Raw genomic sequence first — 20034 nt, forward strand, 5'->3', positions numbered from 1 at the left:
CGCAGCGTCACCGCCGCCGCCGGGCGCCGGCACGATCGGGTCAAAGGCCCCGAGACCGCGTCACCGCATGGCGACGGCGGCTGTTACGGGTTGATGATCGGAAAACTCGAAGTCCAGATCCAGGCCGGCGACGCTTTCGATCCGCACGTTCGGCGAGACCAGGAAGCCGTCGATGTTCAGCGTGTAGTTCTCGCCCGCCACATAGGGTTGGTAGGCGGTGCGAACCGTAGGAATCATCGGATCGACGGCCCAGGACCAGCCCTCCGGCGTGAGGTCGGAGGGAAAATCCCGGATCCAGAACTTGAAGCGCTCCTCGGTGGTGTTCGGGAAGTCGTTCCGTGCGAGGCGCAGATTCCAGTCTCCGCCGATGACCACGTAGCGGCCTGCCCTGTACTGCGCTTCCGCGAAGGCAAGGAGGGCCGTCGCCTGCGCCCGGCGCACGTCGTCCTCGGCGCTGTCGAAGGTGGAGAGGTGGATGTTGATGATGACCCATTCGCGTCCATCGCCGATACGCGCGACGAGCATCCGGTAGGACTTGCGGAACACCCCGAGCTGGAACGTGGGCTCCAGCGGCAGCCCGCGCCGCTCGGCCGAGGAAAGCGAGATGCGGGAGAATGTCGCATTGCCGACCCGGACGTTCCAGGGCGGCGGCACGCCTCGCGTATCGACATCTGCGCTGTAGATGTAACTGTATCCGGGCAGCGCGGCGGCGATGGCGCCGATGACGTCCCGGCGGTAGTTAACCCACGACGGATCGGCGCCCTCCTGCAACAGGATGATGTCACTGTCGAATTTCCGCACCTGCTCCAGGATGCCGGCCAGGTTCTTGTCGACGAGGGAGGCAGACAGAGGTCTCTTCTGGCGCCCGAGGTCGAAAACGAAATCACTCTCCCTACCCATCCCGGCATATCCCACGTTCCATGTCGACAGGGTCAGGCGGGACGAAAACGGCAGGGGCGCCGCCCCCGCACGCTGGACGGCCACCGGCTCCACGGCCGGGGGGACATAGAAGCGGTTGGCGGCGGCGCATCCCAGCAGGGCGGACAGGCCAAGCAGGACAAGGACAAGGGACAACCAGCCCATCGGATTCCTTAGGTCAGGCATTCGGGGAAGCGTCATCGTCGTCGGTCTGGTCGGGGTTGTCGTCGTCCCAATCGATCCATCTTTCCCAACGGGCGCGCGCCCAACTTGCCGCCAGCCAGAGCACGGCGGGCACGGAGAGCAGGACGAGGCCGAACAGGACGACGCCGGCGAAATTGACCCACCACATCGAGAGGATGATCAACAGGAAGTAGAAAAGCACCATCGTCCGGGACAGGACCGCGCCTTCGAGCGGCCAGACCTGCATCCGGCGCAGGCGCGCCAGCTGACGGCTCTGCTTGGGAAGCTCTCGCCGCAGGATGTCGCGACCGCGGCGCCCGGACCCGGCGATCGCCCCGGCTGTCGTTCCAAGCGTCAGGAGCGCCAGAAGCAAGAACGCGATGCCGGTTCCGAGGAACTGGATGTTCTGTGTGTTGACGTCCAGCGTCCGGCCCACGGTTTGCAGGTCGCCGACGAGCTGGCCGAAAGCGAAGATGGGGTTCTCCTGGCCGCCCGCTTCGAGGAAGGCGCCGAAGGCCATGCTGTGGAGGTTGTCAAACTCGGCCGAGCGGAGGAATACGTTCTGCAGATGCATTCCGAGCGCCATGCCGGCGGTGAAGAGCGCGGCGAGCAGGAGATGCTTGAAGTAGCCCTCGAATACCTCGATCCCGAGACGGCGGTCCGGCGAGGACAGGTCGGGGATCAGTTCGTAGCCCGCCTTGCGAAGGCGTCGTGGCGAGAGGAACGCAACCAGGGCGCCCGACCAGGCAAATGCGCCCAGAATGAAGCTAGGGGCGACCAGCGCCACCCAGACGTACGCGGCCAATGAAAAGGCGAAGTTCATGCCACGGGTAGTGCCGTGTCCGGGGAAAAGCGATGAGACCGACCAGTCGAATTCATAGACGCCGTGATTGAGCCGTATCGCGCGGATCTCCGCCGCGGGCACGCCGTCGCCGATCAGCCATTGCCCGACCACCGGCCAGAAATCGAAGACGATGACGATCAGGAAGATGAGCAGGAAAGACAGGGGGAACCATATCGTCCACCGGCTGGTCCGCGTTTCCCAGTCCCGACGCAAGGCGGCGGGGTCGGGGGTTCCGCCGGCCACGGGGCGAAGCATGCCCCGTCGGACCAGTTCCTCTGGCAGGTCCTCGATGCACCCCCGGGCCTCGCACAGGTTCCAGACGATCACGGGAACGAAGAGCCACGCCGCGATGCCCCAGTTGGGAGCCAGAATAAATCCCACTTGCTTCTGGATCGCGGCCCTGAGGTCTGCGAGCTTGGTCACGACCGTCACGCCGTACTCGCTGGCTTCCACCTCTCCACGAAAGACGACAAAGCCGAGCCCTGCCGCGTAGGACCAAATCAGCAGCAGAAACCCAATTATTGCGCAAGAAATGGCTATGGGCAGCGCCGCGTCGCCCGCAGAGCGCCACAACTTGTTCACGGCGCCCAAGAACAACCCCAAACCTCCCAAGTCGCTCCCCTTACAACAAGCGTGCCATGGCGCAGCCCGTCAGCCAAGCGCTTTCGCTTCCCTCCGGGCCGGTTGCGCGACCGGACCGTCATCCCGGCGTTGGCGATCGCCCGGTCGCGGACGGTCGCGGTTTTCGAGATTGCTGTCTGGAAACAGTCTGCCGGCCCGGGACCCCGGACGCATTCCGCTCCTTAGGACCTCGCCGAGCAAGCTTGCCGATTCCTCATCAGCAGGCCTCTGTTTTCATTTCCGTATTCTCGATCCACCCATGGTTAGTCCCAAGTTCCTGCCGTAGGAATTCCTACGGCAGCACTCGGACGCTAGTCCTGTCGCCGTCGTACTCCTCGTCCGCGAACGTGCCAGCTGTCCGGCAGCTTTGCGGACCGAAGCTGCCGTCAGACAATTCCGTGTTGCTTCAGAAGCGCCTGCTCGTCGCCCGACACCCAGCCGAAAACTCTCGCTTCGCCGTCCAGAACCTGGACGAGGTAGTGAACATCGAAATCTATCTTCGTGTCGGTTTGATCCTTGCGGTCATAAGTCGCCGTCCAAGCGACATCGGCCACACAATGGCAATCGTCTATCGAAGAGAGGCGGACATGCCGGATCCGCATCTCTTTGGTGCCTATAGCCCGATAGTGCGCGTATCCTTGCGCTATGACCCGCTTGAACTGATCGTCGTTCTTCCCCGACATGACCCCGGCAGGCGAAGCGGCGATGAAGTCCGAGGCGTACAACGATGCGACCTCATCCATGTCCATCTTCCCTTCGAGAGACTGTCTGAAAAAGCTCTCGTACCGCTCGAACAGCTTCTTCACGATTGTTTCCATCAGCGGTTTCCCGGATCGAGGTCGGGCATCCTGGGTAATATGACGTACATCCACGCAATTGCATGCCCCCCGCATGTCCTAACGAAAGGAATGCGTCACGGGACCCCGGGCGAGGCCCGGTTGACCGTCCGCCGTGGCCGACCTAAGGAGCGGCGCCCAGTTTCGGGAGGCCGCCATGTCTACGACGCCGCAGAGCTTCCAGGAGATCATCCTGCGTCTCCAAGCCTACTGGGCCGGGCGGGGCTGCGCCATCCTGCAGCCCTACGACATGGAGGTCGGCGCCGGCACCTTCCACCCGGCCACCACGCTCCGCGCCCTCGGCCCGCGCCCCTGGGCGGCCGCCTACGTGCAGCCGTCGCGGCGGCCGACCGACGGGCGCTACGGCGAGAACCCCAACCGGCTCCAGCACTACTACCAGTACCAGGTCCTCATCAAACCCTCGCCGCCCGACCTGCAGGACCTCTACCTCGGCTCCCTCGCCGCCATCGGCGTCGACCCCGACCTCCACGACATCCGCTTCGTCGAGGACGACTGGGAGAGCCCGACCCTGGGGGCCTGGGGCCTCGGCTGGGAGGTCTGGTGCGACGGGATGGAGGTGAGCCAGTTCACCTACTTCCAGCAGGTCGGCGGCCACGACTGCCGTCCGGTCTCGGGCGAGCTCACCTACGGGCTGGAGCGCCTCGCCATGTACGTGCTCGGCGTCGACCACGTCATGGATATGCCGTTCAACGACCCCGACGCGCCGATCCCGCTCACCTACGGCGACGTCTTCCGCCAGACCGAGCGGGAATACTCCCGCTGGAATTTCGAGCAGGCCGACACCGACACGCTGCTCCGCCACTTCGAGGACGCCGAGGCCGAGTGCCGCCGCATCCTCGACGCGCCGCAGCCGGACAGGGCCGGGCGGGTCATCGTCATGGCCCACCCGGCCTACGACCAGTGCATCAAGGCCAGCCACCTCTTCAACCTGCTCGACGCCCGGGGCGTGATCTCCGTCACCGAGCGGCAGGCCTATATCGGCCGGGTGCGGGCGCTGGCGAAGGCCTGCGCCGACGCGTATCTCGAGACCGCTTCCGCCGTCCCGCCGGGGGCGGAGCCCAAGGCCTACGTGTGACCCGCGGGCGGGTCCTCGTCGTCGCGATCCTTGGCTTCGCGGCGCTCTTCGGGGCGGCGCTCTGGTGGTTCCAGACCTTCGCCTTCTACGAGCGCCAGTCCGGGACCGGCGCGCTCCGCGTCGCCGGCGCCGTCGTGCCCGTCGCCGACTACGAGGGCATCGACGCCACGACCTCGCCGCTGAAGCTCCGCGGCTGCTTCCGCGTCGATCCCGCCGCCTTCGCCGCCGCCGCCCCGGCGCCGGCGCCCACCCCCCTCGTCGCGCCGTTCTGGTTCGGCTGCTTCGACGCGGGCGCGATCACCGCCGACCTCGCCGCCGGCCGCGCCCGCGCCTACGACCTGCGCTATCCCGAGCCCGACGGCTTCGACACCCTGGTCGCGATCTACCCCGACGGTCGCGGCTTCCTCTGGCGGCAGCTCGGCGCCGACTACGCCGGCTGACGCGCGGCTTGGCGCGCGGGGTCGACGGGGCTAGACTGCGCCGCGACGATCCCGCCCCATAACGGGGGCGTGACGGCACAGAGGCGTGACTTGCGCGATGCTTCGGTCGCGATCATGACACGGGGCAGGCGGCGCGGGACCGGCACGGACGGACGCTGCGCCGAGAAAACCATGGAGGTCGCTTGATGATTTCGAACGCTCAGCTCGCAACGTCGGGTCGCGTCGGTCTGGGGCGGGGCGGGCTGGCTGCGCGCACGTCCGCCCTGGCGCTCGCCGCCGCGCTCGCGCTCGGCGCGATGGCCCCGGCCTTCGCCGAGACCCAGCCGCTCGGCGAGACCGCCGCGCCGGTTCCGATGATCCCGAACAGCTTCGCGGAGCTCGCCGCCCGGCTGAGCCCGGCGGTGGTCAACATCACCACCACGACGAACGTCGCCGAGGTCGAGCGGGGCCCCGGGCCCGCGCTGCCGCCCGGCTCGCCCTTCGAGGAGTTCTTCCGCGACTTCATGGACCGGCAGGGCCAGGGCCGCGAGGGCCCGCGCCAGCACCGCTCGAACGCGCTCGGCTCGGGGTTCATCATCTCGGCCGACGGCTACATCGTCACCAACAACCACGTGGTCGAGCAGGCGGACGAGGTCCGCGTCGAGCTCTTCGAGGGCGGCGAGTACGACGCCAAGGTGATCGGCCGCGACCCGCGCACCGACATCGCGCTCCTGAAGATCGACGCCGGCAAGGACCTGCCCTTCGTCGAGTTCGGCAACAGCGACGCCGCCAAGGTCGGCGACTGGGTGCTCGCCATCGGCAACCCGCTCGGCCAGGGCTTCTCGGTCTCGTCGGGCATCGTCTCGGCGCGGAACCGCACGCTGCAGGGCAGCTACGACGACTTCATCCAGACCGACGCCGCCATCAACCGCGGCAACTCGGGCGGGCCGCTCTTCGACATGGACGGCGAGGTGATCGGGGTGAACACCGCGATCCTGAGCCCGAACGGCGGGTCGATCGGCATCGGCTTCGCGATGTCCTCGGCGGTGGTGTCGCGGGTCGTCGACCAGCTCAAGGACTTCGGCGAGACCCGCCGCGGCTGGCTCGGCGTGCGCATCCAGAACGTCGACGACGACATGGCCGACGCGCTCGGCCTGAAGGAGACCCAGGGCGCGCTGGTGACCGACGTCCCCGAGGGCCCGGCCGCGAAGGCGGGGCTGAAGTCGGGCGACGTGATCATCTCCTACGACGGCGAGACGATCGACGACACCCGCGAGCTGGTCCGGCTGGTCGCCGACACCGAGATCGACCGCACGGTGCCGATCGAGGTGATCCGCGGCGGCGAGCGCGAGACCTTGCAGGTCAAGATCGGCCTCCTCGAGGAGCCGACGCTGGCCGCGGCGACCGGGCCCGACAAGGAGCAGCATGAGGTCGCGGAGACCGTCCTCGGGCTGGCGCTCAGCCCCATCGGCCCGGAGCAGCGCGAGACCTTCGGGCTCGGCGACGAGCTGAAGGGCCTCGTGGTGACCTCGGTCGAGGAGGGCTCCGACGCCTTCGACAAGGGGATGCGCGAGGGCGACGTGATCGTCGAGGTCGGGCAGGAGCCGGTGACCACGCCGCGCGAGATGCGCGAGCGGATCAAGGCGGCCGAGGACGCCGGGCGGAACTCCATCCTCCTCCTCGTCCGCCGCGACGACCAGCCGCGCTTCGTCGCGCTGAACCTCTCGAACTGACGCCGCGCCCCCCTGCGGCCTCGCCGGCCCGTCCCCGCGAGGGGGCGGGCCGTTTGCTTGTGCGACGGCCCGCTTCGCACGGCCTGTTCACGCGTGAAAATTATCCAAGCCTTTGATTTGTTTGGATTGGTTATAATATAACTTTTGCGCCCCACGCTGCACGACGCCTGTCTGCCCTGCTGACTCCACGTGGCCCCGAGCGACCGAAGCGGGCTTGCCCGCGAGGCCCGGCGCGACAAGCGAAAGCACGGCTTTCGCCGCGCCGACGGCTGGAGCGCGGTTGCGCGCGGAAGCCGTGAGGGGTCCAGATTTCCCCGTCGCTCGCAATCCGTCCGTGGGCGCCCCGGCGAGCGCGGCGACGCGCTCGCCCCCCGCAGGGGCGAGCGCGGACGGATTTGCCACGGGTCAAATCCGTCTGGCGTCACCGACGTGACCTGCTTCCGGCCGGGCTTCCGTTCCAATGTCGTGCAGTGTGTTTGCAGGTGAATCGAACGGCTCCGCGCTCACTCCGCCAGAAAGGCCTCCACGGCGGCGACGAAGGCCTCGGGGGCCTCGGCGTGGAGCCAGTGGCCGACGCCGGGCAGGGCCTCGATGCGGGCGGCGGGGAAGCGCGCCTCGATCTCCGGGCGGTGCGCGTCGCGGACGTAGTCCGAAGCCCCGCCGACGAGGAAGAGCGTCTGGCCTTCGAAGCGGCCGGGCAGGTCGGGGAAGTCCATGATCCCGGGCATCTGGTCGCCGAGCGCGTCGAGGTTGAGCTTCCAGGCGGCGCCCTCCTGGGTCAGCGCGAGGCTCTGGATCAGGAAGGCGCGCACCCCGGGCTCCGGCACGCTGGCGGCCAGCGCCGCGTCGGCGTCGGAGCGGCGCCGCACGCCCGAGAGGTCGAGGGCCTCCATCGCCCGCACGTAGCCGATCTGGCTGTGCCCGTAGCGCACCGGCGCGATGTCGTCGACGACGAGCCGCCCGACCCGCTCCGGCGCGGTCAGCGCCAGCGCCATCGCCGCCTTGCCGCCCATCGAGTGGCCGAGCACGTCCGCCCGCCCGCCGGCTTCCGCGGCGATCACCGCGGCGAGGTCGCCCGCCATCGCCTCGTAGCTGTGGACCGGATCCCGGAAGCTCTCGCCGTGGTTCCTCATGTCGACCACCAGCGTCTCGCGCCGGGCGGCGAAGCGGCGCGCCACCGCGTTCCAGTTGCGCGCCGAGCCGAAGAGCCCGTGCGCGATGACGAGCGGCGGCGCGCCCGTCGGCTGGCCGTGGCGGATCAGGTTCAGCATGGGGGCCCCCCTCGCGGCAAGGCCGGCAGGCTAGTCCCCCCGTCGCCCCGGTTCAATCGGCGGCGAGCGCCTCCTCGATCGCATCGCGCAGGCCGGCGAGACCGCGCCCGGGGTCGAGGTCGAGGACCGGCCCGCCGAGCCGGGCGATCGCCTGCGCCAGCGTCTCGTCCGCCGCGCGCCCCGTCACGGCGCGCTTGACGAGGGCCTGCGCCTCGGCGCGGGGCATCGTCTCCGCGAGCGCGAAGCTCGCCGCCTCGGCCATCACCGCGCCGCCGTCGAGCCCCAGCACCGCGCGCATCCGCTGCGCGTCCGGCGCCAGCGTGTCGGCGAGGGCCTGCGCGTGGCGGAGCGCCGCCGCCGCGGCGACGAGGCTCTGCGGCAGGACCAGCCATTCGAGGCCCCAGGCGGCGCCGTCGCGCTCCTCGGCGTGGAGCGCCGCGAGGTGCATCGGCGTCGCCAGCGCGGCGGCGAGGCGGGCGAGCGCGACGATGGTCTCGGCCCCGACCGGGTTCGCCTTCTGCGGCATGGTCGAGGAGCCGCCGCCCGCGCCGGCGCGGGCCTCGGCGCTCTCGGTGCGGCCCATCAGGATCAGGTCGCCCGCCATCTTGCCGAGCGCCCCGGTCAGCCCGGCGCACCAGCCGGCGAGCGCGCCCATGCCGCTGCGGTCGACGTGCCAGGCCGGCCCGGCGGCGAGCCCGAGCTCCGCCGCCATCGCCGCGGCGACCGCGCGGCCCTGCGGCGCGATCGCCGCGTTCGAGCCGACGGCGCCGCCGAGCTGCACCCGCGCCACCCGCGGCCGCAGCCCGTCGAGCCCGGCGCGGAGCGCGGGCAGCGGCTGCCGCCAGCGGGCGACGCGCAGGCCGAAGGAGATCGGGGTCGCGACCTGGCTGCGGGTGCGGCCCGCCATCGGCAGGTCGGCCCAGGCGCGGGCGGCCGTGGCGAGGGCGGCGGCGAGCGCGTCGATCCGCGCGGCGAGGAGGTCGAGCGCGGCGGCGAGGCGGAGCGCGAGCGCGGTGTCGACGATGTCCTGGCTGGTCGCCCCCCAGTGCAGCCACTGGCCGGCCCCGGGGGCGAGCGCCTTGCGCAGCTCGGCCACCAGCGCCGGGACGGCGACGCCGGCCGAGGCGGTTCCCGCGGCGAGCGCCGCCGGCGCGACGGCGACGCCCGCGAGGCCCGCGTCGATCGCCGCGGCCGCCTCGGGCGGGATCACCCCGCAGGCGCCCTCGGCGCGGGCGAGCGCCCGCTCGACCCGCGTCATCGCGGCGACCGCGGCCGCGTCGGAGAAGAGCTCCCCGAGCTCGGCGTCGCCGAAGAGCGGGCCGAGGAGGGCGGAATCGAACGGGCTGACGGTCATCGCCGGCCCGCAGGCCCGGCGGGGGCGCGGCCCCCACGGGGGGGCGCCGGAGCGCATAACACGCGTGATAGAGGGGTCAACACATTGAAACAACGTGTATATTCACGGAAGGCCCTTGCCTCAGACATCGAAGAACACCGTCTCGCCCTCGCCCTGCAGGCGGATGTCGAAGCGGTAGACCGGCTTGCCGTCGCGCAGCTCGCGCCTGGCGATCAGCGTCGGGCGGCGCGACTCGTGCTCGATGAGGCCGAGGACCGGGTCGGCGGCGTTCGCCTCGGCCTCGTCGTCGAAGTACATGCGGGTGTTGAGCCCGACGTTGATGCCGCGCGCGACGATCCAGAGGTTGAGATGCGGCGCCATCCGGCGGCCGTTCCGCCCCATCACCGACCCGGGCTTCACCGTCTCGAAGCTGTAGAGCCCGGTGGCGAAGTCCGAGATCACCCGGCCCCAGCCGCGGAAGCCTTCCTCGACCTCGGCGCTGCGGCCGTCGAGCGGGCTCGCGTGGACGCCGGCGGCGTTGGCCTGCCAGACCTCGATCAGCACGTCCTTGAGCGGGCTGCCGGTCCCGTCGATCACCACGCCCTCGACGGCGATGCGCTCGCCCCTGGCGTTCGGGCCGGCGATGTCGTGGCCGAGCTCCCGGTCGAAGATCCTGAACCCGGCCGCCCCGGGGGCGAGGCCGATATGGACGTAGGGCCCGGCGGTCTGCGACGCGGTCTCGCGCAGGTAGCTCAGCGGTTGCGGCATGGCTCAGTTCCCTTCCAGGCGGTTCTCGAACAGCGTCGAGCGGCGGCCGCGCAGGACGATGTCGAACTTGTAGGCGAGGCTGTCGAGCGGGATCGCGGCGTTGAGGTCGAGCGGCGCGATCAACTGGTCGATGGCGTCCTTGTCCGGGATCGCCGCGAGGATCGGGCAGCTGCGGATCAGCGGGTCGCCCTCGAAGTACATCTGGGTGATCAGCCGCTGCGCGAAGCCCGAGCCGAAGACCGAGAAGTGGATATGGGCGGGCCGCCAGTTGTTGACCCAGTTCCGCCAAGGATAGGCCCCGGGCTTGATGGTGCGGAAGAAGTAGCAGCCGTTCTCGTCGGTCAGCGCCCGGCCGCAGCCGCCGAAGTTCGGGTCGATCGGCGCGAGGTAGGTGTCCTTCTTGTGGCGGTAGCGGCCGCCGGCGTTGGCCTGCCAGAACTCGACCAGCGTGTTGGGGACGCCGCGGCCCGTCTCGTCGAGGACGCGGCCATGGACCACGATGCGCTCGCCGATCGGCTCGCCGTCCTTGGCGTAGTTGAGGATCAGGTCGTTGTCCAAGGGCCCGAGGTCCGAGTGCCCGAAGGTCGGGCCGGTCATCTCGGAGAGCGAGCTTTGCAGCGACAGCAGCGCGTAGCGCGGCGAGCGGGCGACGCTCGTCTTGTAGTTCGGGGTGAGCGCGGGCGGGTGCAGCGTCCGGTCGCGCTGGAAGAACTCGCCCGGCTCCAGCCCGCCGGCCGTCACGATGCCCTGCCTCATGGCTCCACTCCCATTTCCCGGTAGGTTTGCTTGATGATCTTCAGCGCGTGGTTGGCCGCCGGGACCCCGGCATAGACCGCCACGTGCAGCATCGCCTCGCGGACGTCGGACGGGCTCGCGCCCGTGTTGGCCGTCGCGCGGACATGCATCGCCACCTCGTCCCACTGGCCGAGGGCGGCGAGGAGCGCGAGCGTGATCATGGACCGCTCGCGCCGCGAGATGTCGGGCCGGGCCCAGACCGAGCCCCAGGCGCCCTCGGCAATGAGGTCCTGGAAGGGGGCGTCGAACCCGGTCGTGGCCGCCTCGGCCCGGTCGACATGGGCGTCGCCGAGGACGGCGCGCCGCACCTTCATCCCCGCCTCGCGCCGCTCAGACATGGCCGGTCTCCCAGAGGAAGCCCGCGATCAGCCCGGCGACCACGTCGGGCCGCTCGACGCCGGGGATGTGGCCGGCGCCGGGGATGACCTCGAGCCGCGCCCCGGGGATCAGCGCCGCGGTGGCGCGCACGAGGTCGGGCGGCGTCGAGCCGTCGAGCTCGCCCACCATGGCGAGCGTCGGCAGCCGGAGCCCGCGCGTGTCCGCGGTCAGGTCGGCGTCGCGGATGGCGCCGCAGGTCGCCACGTAGCCGTCGAGCGGCGAGCGCAGCAGCATGTTGCGCCAGAGCGGGAAGCCCGGGTCGGCGTCGCGGAACCTCGGCGAGAACCAGAGCTGGAGGATGCGGTCGGCGAGGGCGCCGATGCCCTGCCTGGAGACGACGCCGATCCGCTCGTTCCAACTCGCCTCGGTCCCGATCCTCGCCGCCGTGCCGGAGAGGACGAGGACGCGCACGAGATCGGGCCGCCGCGCCGCCAGCGACTGGGCGATCAGCCCGCCGACGGACAGGCCGACCACCGCCGCGCCGGCCACGCCGAGCGCGTCGAGGATCCCGGCGAGGTCGTCGGCGAGGTCCTCGATCCGCCACGGCCCCGGCGCGCCGTCGGAGAGCCCGTGGCCGCGCTTGTCGTAGCGGATGACGCGGAGCCCGGCGGGCAGCAGCGGCAGCACCGCGTCCCAGACCCGCAGGTCGGTGCCGAGCGAGTTGGCGAGGACCAGCGCCGGCGCGCCCGCCTCGCCGGTCGTCTCCACATGGAAGGCGAGCCCGTTGACCTTGATGGCGTGCATTCTCGTGTCCTCCCTGGGCGGTAGTTTCCCAGCTTGCATCGGTTATGTAAAATGATATGTCAGGCGAAACTCATAACCGAAAGGCTATGGATGAACGCCATCGGCTACCGCCATCTGCGCGCCTTCATCGCCGTGGCGCGCCATGACAGCGTCGGTCAGGCGGCGGAGGCGCTGGCGATCTCGCAGCCCGCGGTGTCGAAGACGCTGCGCGAGCTCGAGGACCGGCTCGGGGTGGCGCTCTTCGACCGGATCGGCCGGCGGCTGCGGCTGACCGAGGCGGGCCGGCTGTTCCGGAAGCACGCCGGCCAGTCGCTCATCGAGCTCGAGCGCGGCGTCCATGCGCTGGCCGAGCCGGCGCGGCGCCGCGGCCGCATCGCCGTCGGCGTGCTGCCGACCGTCGCCACGAGGATCATGCCGCGCGCCGCGCTCGCCTTCGCCGCGGCGACGCCGGGCGGCGCGCTGACCGTGGTCACCGGAGCGAACCGGCACCTCCTGTCGCAGCTCCGCGACGGCATGCTGGAGCTGGTCGTCGGCCGGCTCGCCGAGCCGGCCGCGATGACCGGGCTCGTCTTCGAGCAGCTCTACGTCGAGCCGGTGGTCGCGGTCGTGCGCCCCGGCCATCCGCTCGCCGGCGCCGCGAGCCCGCGCTTCGGGGACTTCCCGCTGGTGCTGCCGCCGCCCGACGCGGTGATCCGCCCGGCGGTGGCGCAGTATTTCCTCAGCCTTGGCGAGGAGCCGCCCGAGGCCTTCGTCGAGACGGTGTCGCTCGCGGTCGGCCGCGGCCTCGCGCTCGCCTCCGACGCGGTCTGGTTCATCTCGCGGGGCGTGGTGGCGGAGGAGCTCGACCGCGGCGACCTCGTCGCCCTGGACCTGCGCGGCCCCCCGGTCACCGCCGGCCCGGTCGGCCTGACCCGCCGCGCCGGCGCCGAGCCCTCCGCGGACGTCCAGTCGCTGATGCGCGCGCTCCGCGCCGCCGCGGCGGGGTAGGGGGCGTGCGCCCGCTCAGTGGCCGTGGCGGTTGGGCGGCGGCCTACCGGCCGTCCTCGGCGCGGGCGGCCTCGGCCTTGCGGCGCTCGTTGCGGCGCATCTCCGAGGCGAGCAGGACCAGCGCGTCGTCGAGCTCCTCGGCGAGGCCGGGGAGCGCGTTGGTCTGCGCGTAGACGCGCAGCTCGCTCAGGATGTCGTAGAGCTGGGCGTCGTTCTCGGGCAGGTACATGGGCGTCTGGCGCAGGCTTTCAGGTTCGAGCCGGACACTAGGACCAAACGCCGCGCCGCGATAGGGGAAACTTGCCGCCCCGGGGCGGGGCAGGCGGATACTGGCCGATTGGTTAAGCGTTTCAATCGTCAAGCGGCAATTTCTCATCCGGATGCGCGGATGACGCGCCGCAAGCCGCTCAGCGCCGGGCGGGCAGCCAGGCGGTGGCCTCGACCTCGACCAGCACCTCGGCCGAGGGCATCAGCCCGCTTACCTCGACCACCGTCGAGACCGGCGGCTCGTCGGGGAAGAATTGCCGGCGCACCGCGTTGTAGCGGGGGAAGTGGTCGAGGTCGGTGAAGTACTGCACCAGCTTGAAGACATCGGCCATCGTGCCGCCGGCGTCCTCGATGGTGGCGCGCACCCGGTCGAGCACGAACCAGCTCTGCGCGAGAATCGGCCCGTCCCTGGCGTCGGCCGAGAACTCGCCGGTGGCGCCGATCGTCTCGGGGATCCCCGGCGGCAGGTCGGCGAAGCCGCGCACCACCCGGCCGGCGGCGGCGTCGAGCGGCACGATCCCCGAGAGGAAGACGAAGTCGCCGCGCCGCCGCCAGGCGGCGTAGCGGGCGAGGGGCCTCGCCGGCCCCGTCCTGTCCGTCGTGCTCCGGTCCGTCGTCATGGCGCGACCTCCCTGATCGTCGCGGTCACCCGGCCGACGAAGGCGTCGCGGCGGCCGGCGTCGGCGTTGTCCATCGAATAGAGCTGGCGCCAGATCACCCGGCAGCGCGGGTGGAACAGCGGCCGCATCCCGCGGGTCAGCAGGCTGCGGCAGGGGTCGCGGATCAGCTTCAGCCACCACCACGGGCTGCCGCTGGTCGTCACCGCGACGAAGAGGCGGATGTTGTCGAGCTTGCGCGTCACGATGCCGAGCCGGGACTTCGGGATGTCGAAGGTGACCCCGGGCAGCCAGACCCGCTCCAGCCAGCCCTTGAGCATCGCCGGGGGCCCGTACCACCAGGTCGGGAACACCAGCACCAGCGCCTCGGCCCAGCGCAGGTCGTCGAGATGCCCGGCGACCTTCGCCTCGCAGGCGGCGACGTCGGCGAAGTAGTCGCGCCATTCCTGCGGCCGGATCACCGGGTCGAAGTCCTCGGCGTAGAGGTCGCGCAGCCGCACCTCGTGCCCCGCGCCGGCGAGCGTCTCGGTCACCGCCCCGCAGAGCCGCGCCGCGAGGCTGTCGCCGCAGGGATGGCAGAAGACGACGAGCGCCCTCATGCGCCCGCCGCCTTCCCCGTCGCGCGCAGTCCGTCCGCGAGCGCCCTCATGCGCCCGCCGCCTTCCCCGTCGCGCGCAGTCCGTCCGCGAGCGCCCTGGCGAGCGCGGCGACGCGCTCGCCAGGGGTCGAATCCGTCTGGCTGCGGCGTCGCGGCCCATTCCGCCCGATCCGTGGCTTCAGCCGGGATGAGGGAATGCCGCAGGCCGCCCGGCAGGCGCTTCGCGCCCGCCCGGGCAGGCGCGCCGACGCCCCCCCGAGATGTCGCCCGGCCCGGGCGCAACCGCGGACTCCGGGCCGGGGAGGGGACGCGCGTCCGCGACGACTGCTCGCCCTCACTCGCCGGTCAGCTCCTTGCGGAGCGCGAGGCCGACGCCCTTGTTGACGAACTGGTCGGTGGCGACCTTGCTCGGGTCGACCGAGCCCGCCTCGAGGATGCCCGAGCGCACCGCGAGGTCGTAGAAGGCCGCGACCTGCTCCAGCGAGATCGCCCCGATGCCCTTCTCGCGGGCGAGGCCGGAATCGACGATGCCGAGGATCTTCATCTCCTCGGTCTCCTGCTCCAGCAGCTCCTTCGTGTATTCGGGGTTCGCCGCCATGATCGCCTCGCGGCCGAGCGTCGCGTCGCCGTAGAGGTAGGTGTACCAGCCCTCGATCGAGGCGTCGATGAAGCGCTGGATCACGTCCGGATCCTCGGCGACCATGTCGGTGCGCGCCTCGACCGTCGTCGAGTAGGTGTTCCAGCCGTAATCCGCGAGCAGGAAGCTCTCCGGGTCGGCGCCGTCCTTGCGCGCGTAGAGCGGCTCCGAGGTGCCGTAGCCCTGCTGCACGATCGCCTTGTCGGTCAGGAACTCGGCGAGGTTGTAGGAATAGGGCCGCAGCTGCTCGTCCTTGAAGCCGTGCTCGGCGACCAGCCACTGCCAGAAGCTGATCTGGCCGTCGCGCGAGATCAGGATCTTCGGCGCGTTGGTCAGGTCGGCGAAGTCCTTGTAGACGCCCTTGTGCGCCATCAGGATCTGCGGGTCCTTCTGGAAGAACGCCGCCACGACCACCGTCGGGATCTCGTTGCGCACGTTGTCGAAGGAGAGGAGCAGGTTCCCCGCCATCAGGAAGTCGAGCTGCCCCGCCGGCAGCATCGGCCGGTTGTTCACCTGCGGCCCGCCCTGCACGATCTCGAGGTCGATCCCGTGCTTGGCCATCGTCCCGTCGGCCTGCGCCTGATACCAGCCGCCATGCCCCCCTTGCGCGAACCAGTTGGTGCCGAAGCGCACCTTGGTCAGCTCCTGCGCCATCGCCGGCGCGGCGGCCAGCGCGATCGCCGCCGCGAAGATCAGCGTCCTCATGCCCGTGTCCTCATGCCGTGCCCTCATGGCCGTCCCTCTCCTGTCCCTGTCCCCGTCTCCGTCCCCGCTGTCCCGGGCGCCCCCGCCCAGCCCCGCGTCTTCCCCGGGTTCATCAGCCCGAGCGGGTCGGCCCGGCGCTTGAACGCGATCTGGCCCGCGTCGATCTCCTTCATGCCGCCGTCCTCGATGGTCACGGCGTGCGGGTCGTAGACCGCGCAGCCCTCCGCCTCGAGCTCGGCGATGATCTCGTACATCCGCTCCCGCGTCGTCCAGCGCACCAGCGGCAGCGCGAAGATCTGCACCACCCCGTCGAGCCGCGCCATCTCGTGGTGCATCAGCATCTCGTCGCCGTAGCGCGCCATCTGCCGGGTGACCAGCGCGGGGTCGAACGGCCGCGGATAGGCGACCTGCAGGTAGGTCCAGCCGCGGTCCTTCTTCAGGGCCTGCAGCGTGGTGTGGTTCCAGCCGCACTCGTAGGCCGGCGACAGCCGCGCCGCCTCGACCTCGGCGGCGGTCATCGTCAGGCTGACCCGCCCGCCGTGCTCCGCCGCCAGCCGCTCGAACGCCGCCCGCCCGTCCGGCGCGATCATCGCGAAGACCGCGTCGCGGTCGGCGGGGAAATACTCGGTCATCCGCGTGTAGAACGGCGCGAAGCGCCGCTCGACCGGGGTCATCAGGAAGGCGTCGAGCCGCTCCTGCGCCGCCATGGCGAAGCGGAGCGCCGTCTCGTAGCTGTCGAAGAGCGCGATGGCGTCCATCCACGCCGTCAGCGGGCTCAGCGCCAGCTCGACCTCGGTGATGACGCCGTTGGTGCCGTAGGCGTGCTGGACGTTGTCGACCTCGCGCCCCTGGAGCGTCACCACCCGCGGCTCCGCCTCCACCGTCACCACGCGCGCCGAGAGCACGTTCTCGCCGTCGCGCAGCATCCCGTGGCGCAGCGACCCCACGCCCCCCGAGCCGCCGGCGATGAAGCCGCCGATCGTGGCGAGCCGCCGCGTCGAGGGCCACATGTTCAGCATCTGCCCGGTGGCGGCCGCCGCCGCGTCGAGCGCGCCGATGCGGATGCCCGCCTGCGCCCGCACCCGCCCGGGCGCGATCTCCAGCACCCGGTCGAGCTTCGTCACCTCGAGGATCACGCCGCCCGCCATCGGCACGCACTGGCCGTAGTTGCCGGTCCCGCCGCCGCGCACCGTCAGCGGCACGCCGTGGCGCACGCAGGCGGCGGCGACCCGCATCACCTCGGCCTCGTCCTCCGGCTGCACCACGAGGTCGCCGGTCTTGCCGGCGAGGTCGTGGTCGAGGATCGGCGAGTACCAGTAGTAGTCCCGCGACTTCGCCGCCACGTAGCGCGGGTCGTCGGTCAGCGTCAGCCCGGCGAGATCCGCCATCAGCGCCGCGATGGTCTCCGGGGCGGGGCGGGTCATCGCCGCCCCCCGCGGCCGTGTCCGGTCACCTTCATGCGCGCGTCGCCTCCCATGCCGCGGGCTCCAGCCTCCGCCCGTTCCGCCAGACCTCGCGCCGCGCCCGCGGATGCGAGACGAATTCCGCCGGCGAGGCGGCTTCGATCAGCACGAAATCCGCGGGCTCGCCCTCGGCGATCCGCGGCGGCGCGAGCCCGAGCGCCGCGGCGGGAACCGCGGAGATCGCGTCGATCCAGTCGTCGGGGTCGAGATGGGCCGCGAGCACGCCGATCCGCCAGGCGTCGAGGAGGTCGTAGTCCCCATAGGGGTAGAAGGCGTCGCGCACGTTGTCGAGCGCCAGCGCGACCGGAACCCCGGCCGCCCGCGCCTCCTGCACCGGCGCGAGCCCGATCATCCGCGGCGTCCGGCCGTCGCGCGCGTCCTGGAGGTAGAGGTTGGTCGTCGGCAGCGCGACCAGCGCCACCCCGGCCTCGGCCGCGGCCTCGAGGACCTGCGCCGCCTCGGCCTCCGGCCGCAGCGCCAGCGCGCAGCAATGCCCGCACAGAACGCGGCCGGCCATCCCCAGCCGCCGCGTGAGCGCGACGATGGTGTCGAGCCCGACGAGGCTGCGGTCGAGCCCCTCGTCGACGTGGAAGTCGAGCGCCAGATCCCGCCGCAGCGCCAGCCCGAACGCCGTCTCGAGCTTCGCCGGCAGGTGCTCGTTCGCATAGACGAAGGCCCCGAGCGTCGCGCCGTCGGCCCTCACCCGGTCGGCGATCGCCGCCCCCGCCTCCCCGGCGAGGAGGTCGAGCGGCGCGAGCGCCGCCCGGTCGATGCGGATGCGCCCGCGCCACGCCTCGGCGAGCTCGCCCAGCACCGCCCAGGCCAGCGGCGCCTGCGCCTCCGTCCAGTCGACATGGGTCCGGAGCGCGACGATCCCCTGCGCCTCCGCCTCGGCGAGCCCGCGCGAGGCGCGCGCCCGCACGTCCTCCGCCGTCCAGCGCGCCATGTCCTCGAAATGCAGCGCGATCGCCTCGTGCAGGCTCGCCGGCCGCCGCCCGATCCGCCCGACGGTGTGGGTCTTGTCAAGATGCACATGCGCATCCACCAGCCCCGGCAGCATCGTCCGCTCCGGCCGCCGCGGCGAAGGCGCGATGCGCGCGATCCGCCCCCCCGCGACGGCGACCTCCACCGAGGCGCCGCCGAGCCAGACCGATCCGAAGGTCTCGGGCGTCCCGGACATCCGCCTCAGTGGGTCCGGTCCGGCGTCGCGGACGTCCCGGTCGGCGTGGTGTCCCCTGACCGCGCTCCGTGCCGCGGAGAGACGCAGGCATCCCGCATCTCCCGGAATATCCGATCCGACTCGGCCGGATCGGCCCCGGAATGCATCGAGTCGCCGTCGTCGTCGGGATGCCAGCCGGGGACGTCGACGACGCGCGCCGCCGCGCCGAACCTGACGACCTGCGGCCGCACGTCGCGGCGCAGGGGCTTGCCCGTCTCGGGATGGATCTGCGTTACGGTCATGCGCCGAGCTTCGTCGAACCGGGCGGGGGCGGCAAGGGGGCCCCTTCGCCTCACCCCTCCCGCCGGATCTCGCTCTCGTGCCAGCGGCCGAGCACGCGGCGCGAGGCCCAGGAGGTCAGCGCGAAGATGACGATGCCGAGGAGCGACACCAGCGTCAGCGCGGCGAACATCCGCGGGATCTCGTTGCGGAACGAGCTTTCGATGATCCGGCTGGCGAGGCCGGTGTTGCGCCCCGTCGTGCCGGCGACGAACTCCGCCACCACCGCCCCGATCAGCGCCAGCCCGCCCGCGACCTTGAGCGAGGCCATGAAGTAGGGCAGCGCCGAGGGCGCGAGCAGGAAGCGCAGCCGCTGCCAGGGCGTGGCGCGGTAGAGCGTGAAGAGGTCGCGCAGGTTGTGGTCCGCCGAGCGCAGGCCGATCACCGTCCCCGACAGGATCGGGAAGAACGCCACGATCCACGCGCAGATCAGCAGCGCCGCGAAGGTCGAGTTGACGTAGATGAGGATCAGGGGCGCGATGGCGACGACCGGCGTCACCTGGAGGATCACCGCGAAGGGAAAGAGGCTCATCTCCACCGGCCGCGACAGCGCGAAGAGGGCGCCGAGGGTGACGCCGCCGATCACGGCCAGCGCCAGCGCCATCACCGTCAGCTTGACCGTGAACCAGGCCGAGACCAGCAGGCTCGGCCCGTCGGTCCACAACGTCTGCGCGATCCGCGACGGCGCCGGCACCAGGTAATGCGGGATGTCGTAGGCCCAGACCCACCATTCCCAGAGCGCGATCGCCGCGATCATGGTCCCCGCCGGCATCACCCAGGCGAGGATGCGCTGCCGCCGGGCGCGCTCGATCGCCTCGGTGTTTATGGGCGCGGGGGCGTCGGTCGGGTCGGGGCTGTCGACAGGGGGCATGGGCGCGGATCCATGGGGACGGGCGCCCCCACCTTCCTGCCCGCGGGCGCCTCCGTCAACGGCCTCGCGGCCCGGAGAAGCGCCGGAACACCGTCGTGCGTCATGCGCGCAATAGCACCCTGCACGACACCTGTCTGCCCTGCTGGATCCACGGGGCGCGCGCGCCGACCGACCGACCAACCGACCAACCGAAGCGGGCTTGCCCGCGAGGCCCGGCGCGACAAGCGAAAGCACGGCTTTCGCCGCGCCGACGGCTGGAGCGCGGTTGCGCGCGGAGGCCGTCAGGGGCGCCGATTTCTCCGGGAGCGCGCCATCCGTCCGTGAGCGCCCCGGCGAGCGCGGAATCGCGCTCGCCCCCCGCAGGGGCGATCGCGGACGGATTTGCCACGGGTCAAATCCGTCTGGCGTCGGCGTCGCGGCCAGCCTCGGGCCGGGCTTCCTCTCCACTGTCG

Annotated in this window: 21 protein-coding genes; 4 read left to right on the forward strand and 17 right to left on the reverse strand. The window is 71.4% G+C overall.

Annotated features, from left to right (window positions below):
- Positions 1–60: 60 nt before the first annotated feature.
- From KBB57_RS01805 to KBB57_RS01815, 3 genes are all read right to left on the reverse strand, one after another.
- Positions 61–1083, reverse strand: a complete 1023-nt coding sequence (locus KBB57_RS01805) for an endonuclease/exonuclease/phosphatase family protein (RefSeq protein ID WP_290745867.1) — start codon at positions 1081–1083, stop codon at positions 61–63.
- Between the two features lie 13 nt (positions 1084–1096).
- Positions 1097–2542 carry a hypothetical protein gene (locus KBB57_RS01810; protein WP_290745870.1) on the reverse strand — a complete coding sequence of 482 codons (1446 nt, stop codon included), beginning with the start codon at positions 2540–2542 and terminating at the stop codon, positions 1097–1099.
- A gap of 410 nt (positions 2543–2952) precedes the next feature.
- The gene (locus KBB57_RS01815; protein ID WP_290745873.1) at positions 2953–3384 is read right to left on the reverse strand and encodes a nuclear transport factor 2 family protein; all 432 of its coding nucleotides are present in this window, start codon (positions 3382–3384) and stop codon (positions 2953–2955) included.
- Positions 3385–3559: 175 nt separating this feature from the next.
- On the opposite strand from KBB57_RS01815, the gene KBB57_RS01820 reads away from it, so the two are divergent.
- The 3 genes from KBB57_RS01820 (at position 3560) to KBB57_RS01830 (ending at position 6650) form a co-directional block, all read left to right on the forward strand.
- Positions 3560–4498, forward strand: a complete 939-nt coding sequence (locus KBB57_RS01820) for a glycine--tRNA ligase subunit alpha (protein WP_290745876.1) — start codon at positions 3560–3562, stop codon at positions 4496–4498.
- Positions 4495–4938 (forward strand): DUF6446 family protein, encoded by a 444-nt coding sequence (locus KBB57_RS01825; protein ID WP_290745879.1) that lies wholly within the window; start codon positions 4495–4497, stop codon positions 4936–4938. Before KBB57_RS01820 ends, KBB57_RS01825 begins: the two co-directional genes overlap by 4 nt.
- 353 nt (positions 4939–5291) lie before the next feature.
- Positions 5292–6650, forward strand: a complete 1359-nt coding sequence (locus KBB57_RS01830) for a DegQ family serine endoprotease (RefSeq protein ID WP_290745942.1) — start codon at positions 5292–5294, stop codon at positions 6648–6650.
- 503 nt (positions 6651–7153) lie between these two features.
- On the opposite strand, the gene KBB57_RS01835 is transcribed toward KBB57_RS01830, so the two are convergent.
- The 6 genes from KBB57_RS01835 to pcaD form a co-directional block, all read right to left on the reverse strand.
- Positions 7154–7921, reverse strand: a complete 768-nt coding sequence (locus KBB57_RS01835) for an alpha/beta fold hydrolase (RefSeq protein ID WP_290745881.1) — start codon at positions 7919–7921, stop codon at positions 7154–7156.
- Positions 7922–7973: 52 nt separating this feature from the next.
- Positions 7974–9275, reverse strand: coding sequence for a lyase family protein (locus KBB57_RS01840; RefSeq protein ID WP_290745884.1), 1302 nt, complete (start codon positions 9273–9275; stop codon positions 7974–7976).
- 120 nt (positions 9276–9395) lie between these two features.
- Positions 9396–10022, reverse strand: a complete 627-nt coding sequence (gene pcaG / locus KBB57_RS01845) for a protocatechuate 3,4-dioxygenase subunit alpha (protein ID WP_290745887.1) — start codon at positions 10020–10022, stop codon at positions 9396–9398.
- A 3-nt stretch (positions 10023–10025) separates the two neighbouring features.
- Positions 10026–10778: a protocatechuate 3,4-dioxygenase subunit beta gene (gene pcaH, locus KBB57_RS01850; RefSeq protein WP_290745890.1), complete on the reverse strand. Its 753-nt coding sequence runs from the start codon at positions 10776–10778 to the stop codon at positions 10026–10028.
- Entirely contained in the window at positions 10775–11155 is a 381-nt protein-coding gene (pcaC, locus tag KBB57_RS01855; RefSeq protein ID WP_290745893.1) for a 4-carboxymuconolactone decarboxylase, read from the reverse strand. Before pcaC ends, pcaH begins: the two co-directional genes overlap by 4 nt.
- Positions 11148–11939 carry a 3-oxoadipate enol-lactonase gene (gene pcaD / locus KBB57_RS01860; protein WP_290745896.1) on the reverse strand — a complete coding sequence of 264 codons (792 nt, stop codon included), beginning with the start codon at positions 11937–11939 and terminating at the stop codon, positions 11148–11150. Before pcaD ends, pcaC begins: the two co-directional genes overlap by 8 nt.
- A 90-nt stretch (positions 11940–12029) precedes the next feature.
- Between pcaD and pcaQ the strand changes: the two genes are divergently transcribed.
- Positions 12030–12926, forward strand: a complete 897-nt coding sequence (gene pcaQ / locus KBB57_RS01865; RefSeq protein WP_290745899.1) for a pca operon transcription factor PcaQ — start codon at positions 12030–12032, stop codon at positions 12924–12926.
- Between the two features lie 43 nt (positions 12927–12969).
- Here pcaQ and KBB57_RS01870 read toward each other — a convergent pair whose 3' ends face one another.
- From KBB57_RS01870 to KBB57_RS01905, 8 genes are all read right to left on the reverse strand, one after another.
- The gene (locus KBB57_RS01870) at positions 12970–13155 is read right to left on the reverse strand and encodes a hypothetical protein (protein ID WP_290745902.1); all 186 of its coding nucleotides are present in this window, start codon (positions 13153–13155) and stop codon (positions 12970–12972) included.
- 178 nt (positions 13156–13333) lie between these two features.
- Positions 13334–13813 carry a RidA family protein gene (locus KBB57_RS01875; protein WP_290745905.1) on the reverse strand — a complete coding sequence of 160 codons (480 nt, stop codon included), beginning with the start codon at positions 13811–13813 and terminating at the stop codon, positions 13334–13336.
- Positions 13810–14409, reverse strand: a complete 600-nt coding sequence (locus tag KBB57_RS01880; protein WP_290745908.1) for an NAD(P)H-dependent oxidoreductase — start codon at positions 14407–14409, stop codon at positions 13810–13812. The genes KBB57_RS01875 and KBB57_RS01880 overlap by 4 nt, the downstream gene beginning before the upstream one ends.
- Positions 14410–14742: 333 nt before the next feature.
- Positions 14743–15750, reverse strand: coding sequence for an ABC transporter substrate-binding protein (locus KBB57_RS01885; protein ID WP_290745911.1), 1008 nt, complete (start codon positions 15748–15750; stop codon positions 14743–14745).
- A gap of 23 nt (positions 15751–15773) precedes the next feature.
- Positions 15774–17174 (reverse strand): FAD-binding oxidoreductase, encoded by a 1401-nt coding sequence (locus KBB57_RS01890; protein ID WP_290745914.1) that lies wholly within the window; start codon positions 17172–17174, stop codon positions 15774–15776.
- 31 nt (positions 17175–17205) lie between these two features.
- Positions 17206–18393, reverse strand: a complete 1188-nt coding sequence (locus KBB57_RS01895) for an amidohydrolase family protein (protein ID WP_290745917.1) — start codon at positions 18391–18393, stop codon at positions 17206–17208.
- A 5-nt stretch (positions 18394–18398) separates the two neighbouring features.
- Positions 18399–18674 (reverse strand): hypothetical protein, encoded by a 276-nt coding sequence (locus tag KBB57_RS01900; protein WP_290745920.1) that lies wholly within the window; start codon positions 18672–18674, stop codon positions 18399–18401.
- 50 nt (positions 18675–18724) lie between these two features.
- Positions 18725–19582, reverse strand: a complete 858-nt coding sequence (locus KBB57_RS01905) for an ABC transporter permease (protein WP_290745922.1) — start codon at positions 19580–19582, stop codon at positions 18725–18727.
- Positions 19583–20034 lie beyond the last annotated feature (452 nt).

Origin of the sequence: Amaricoccus sp. (assembly GCF_017993425.1) — a bacterium.
Classification (GTDB): domain Bacteria; phylum Pseudomonadota; class Alphaproteobacteria; order Rhodobacterales; family Rhodobacteraceae; genus Amaricoccus.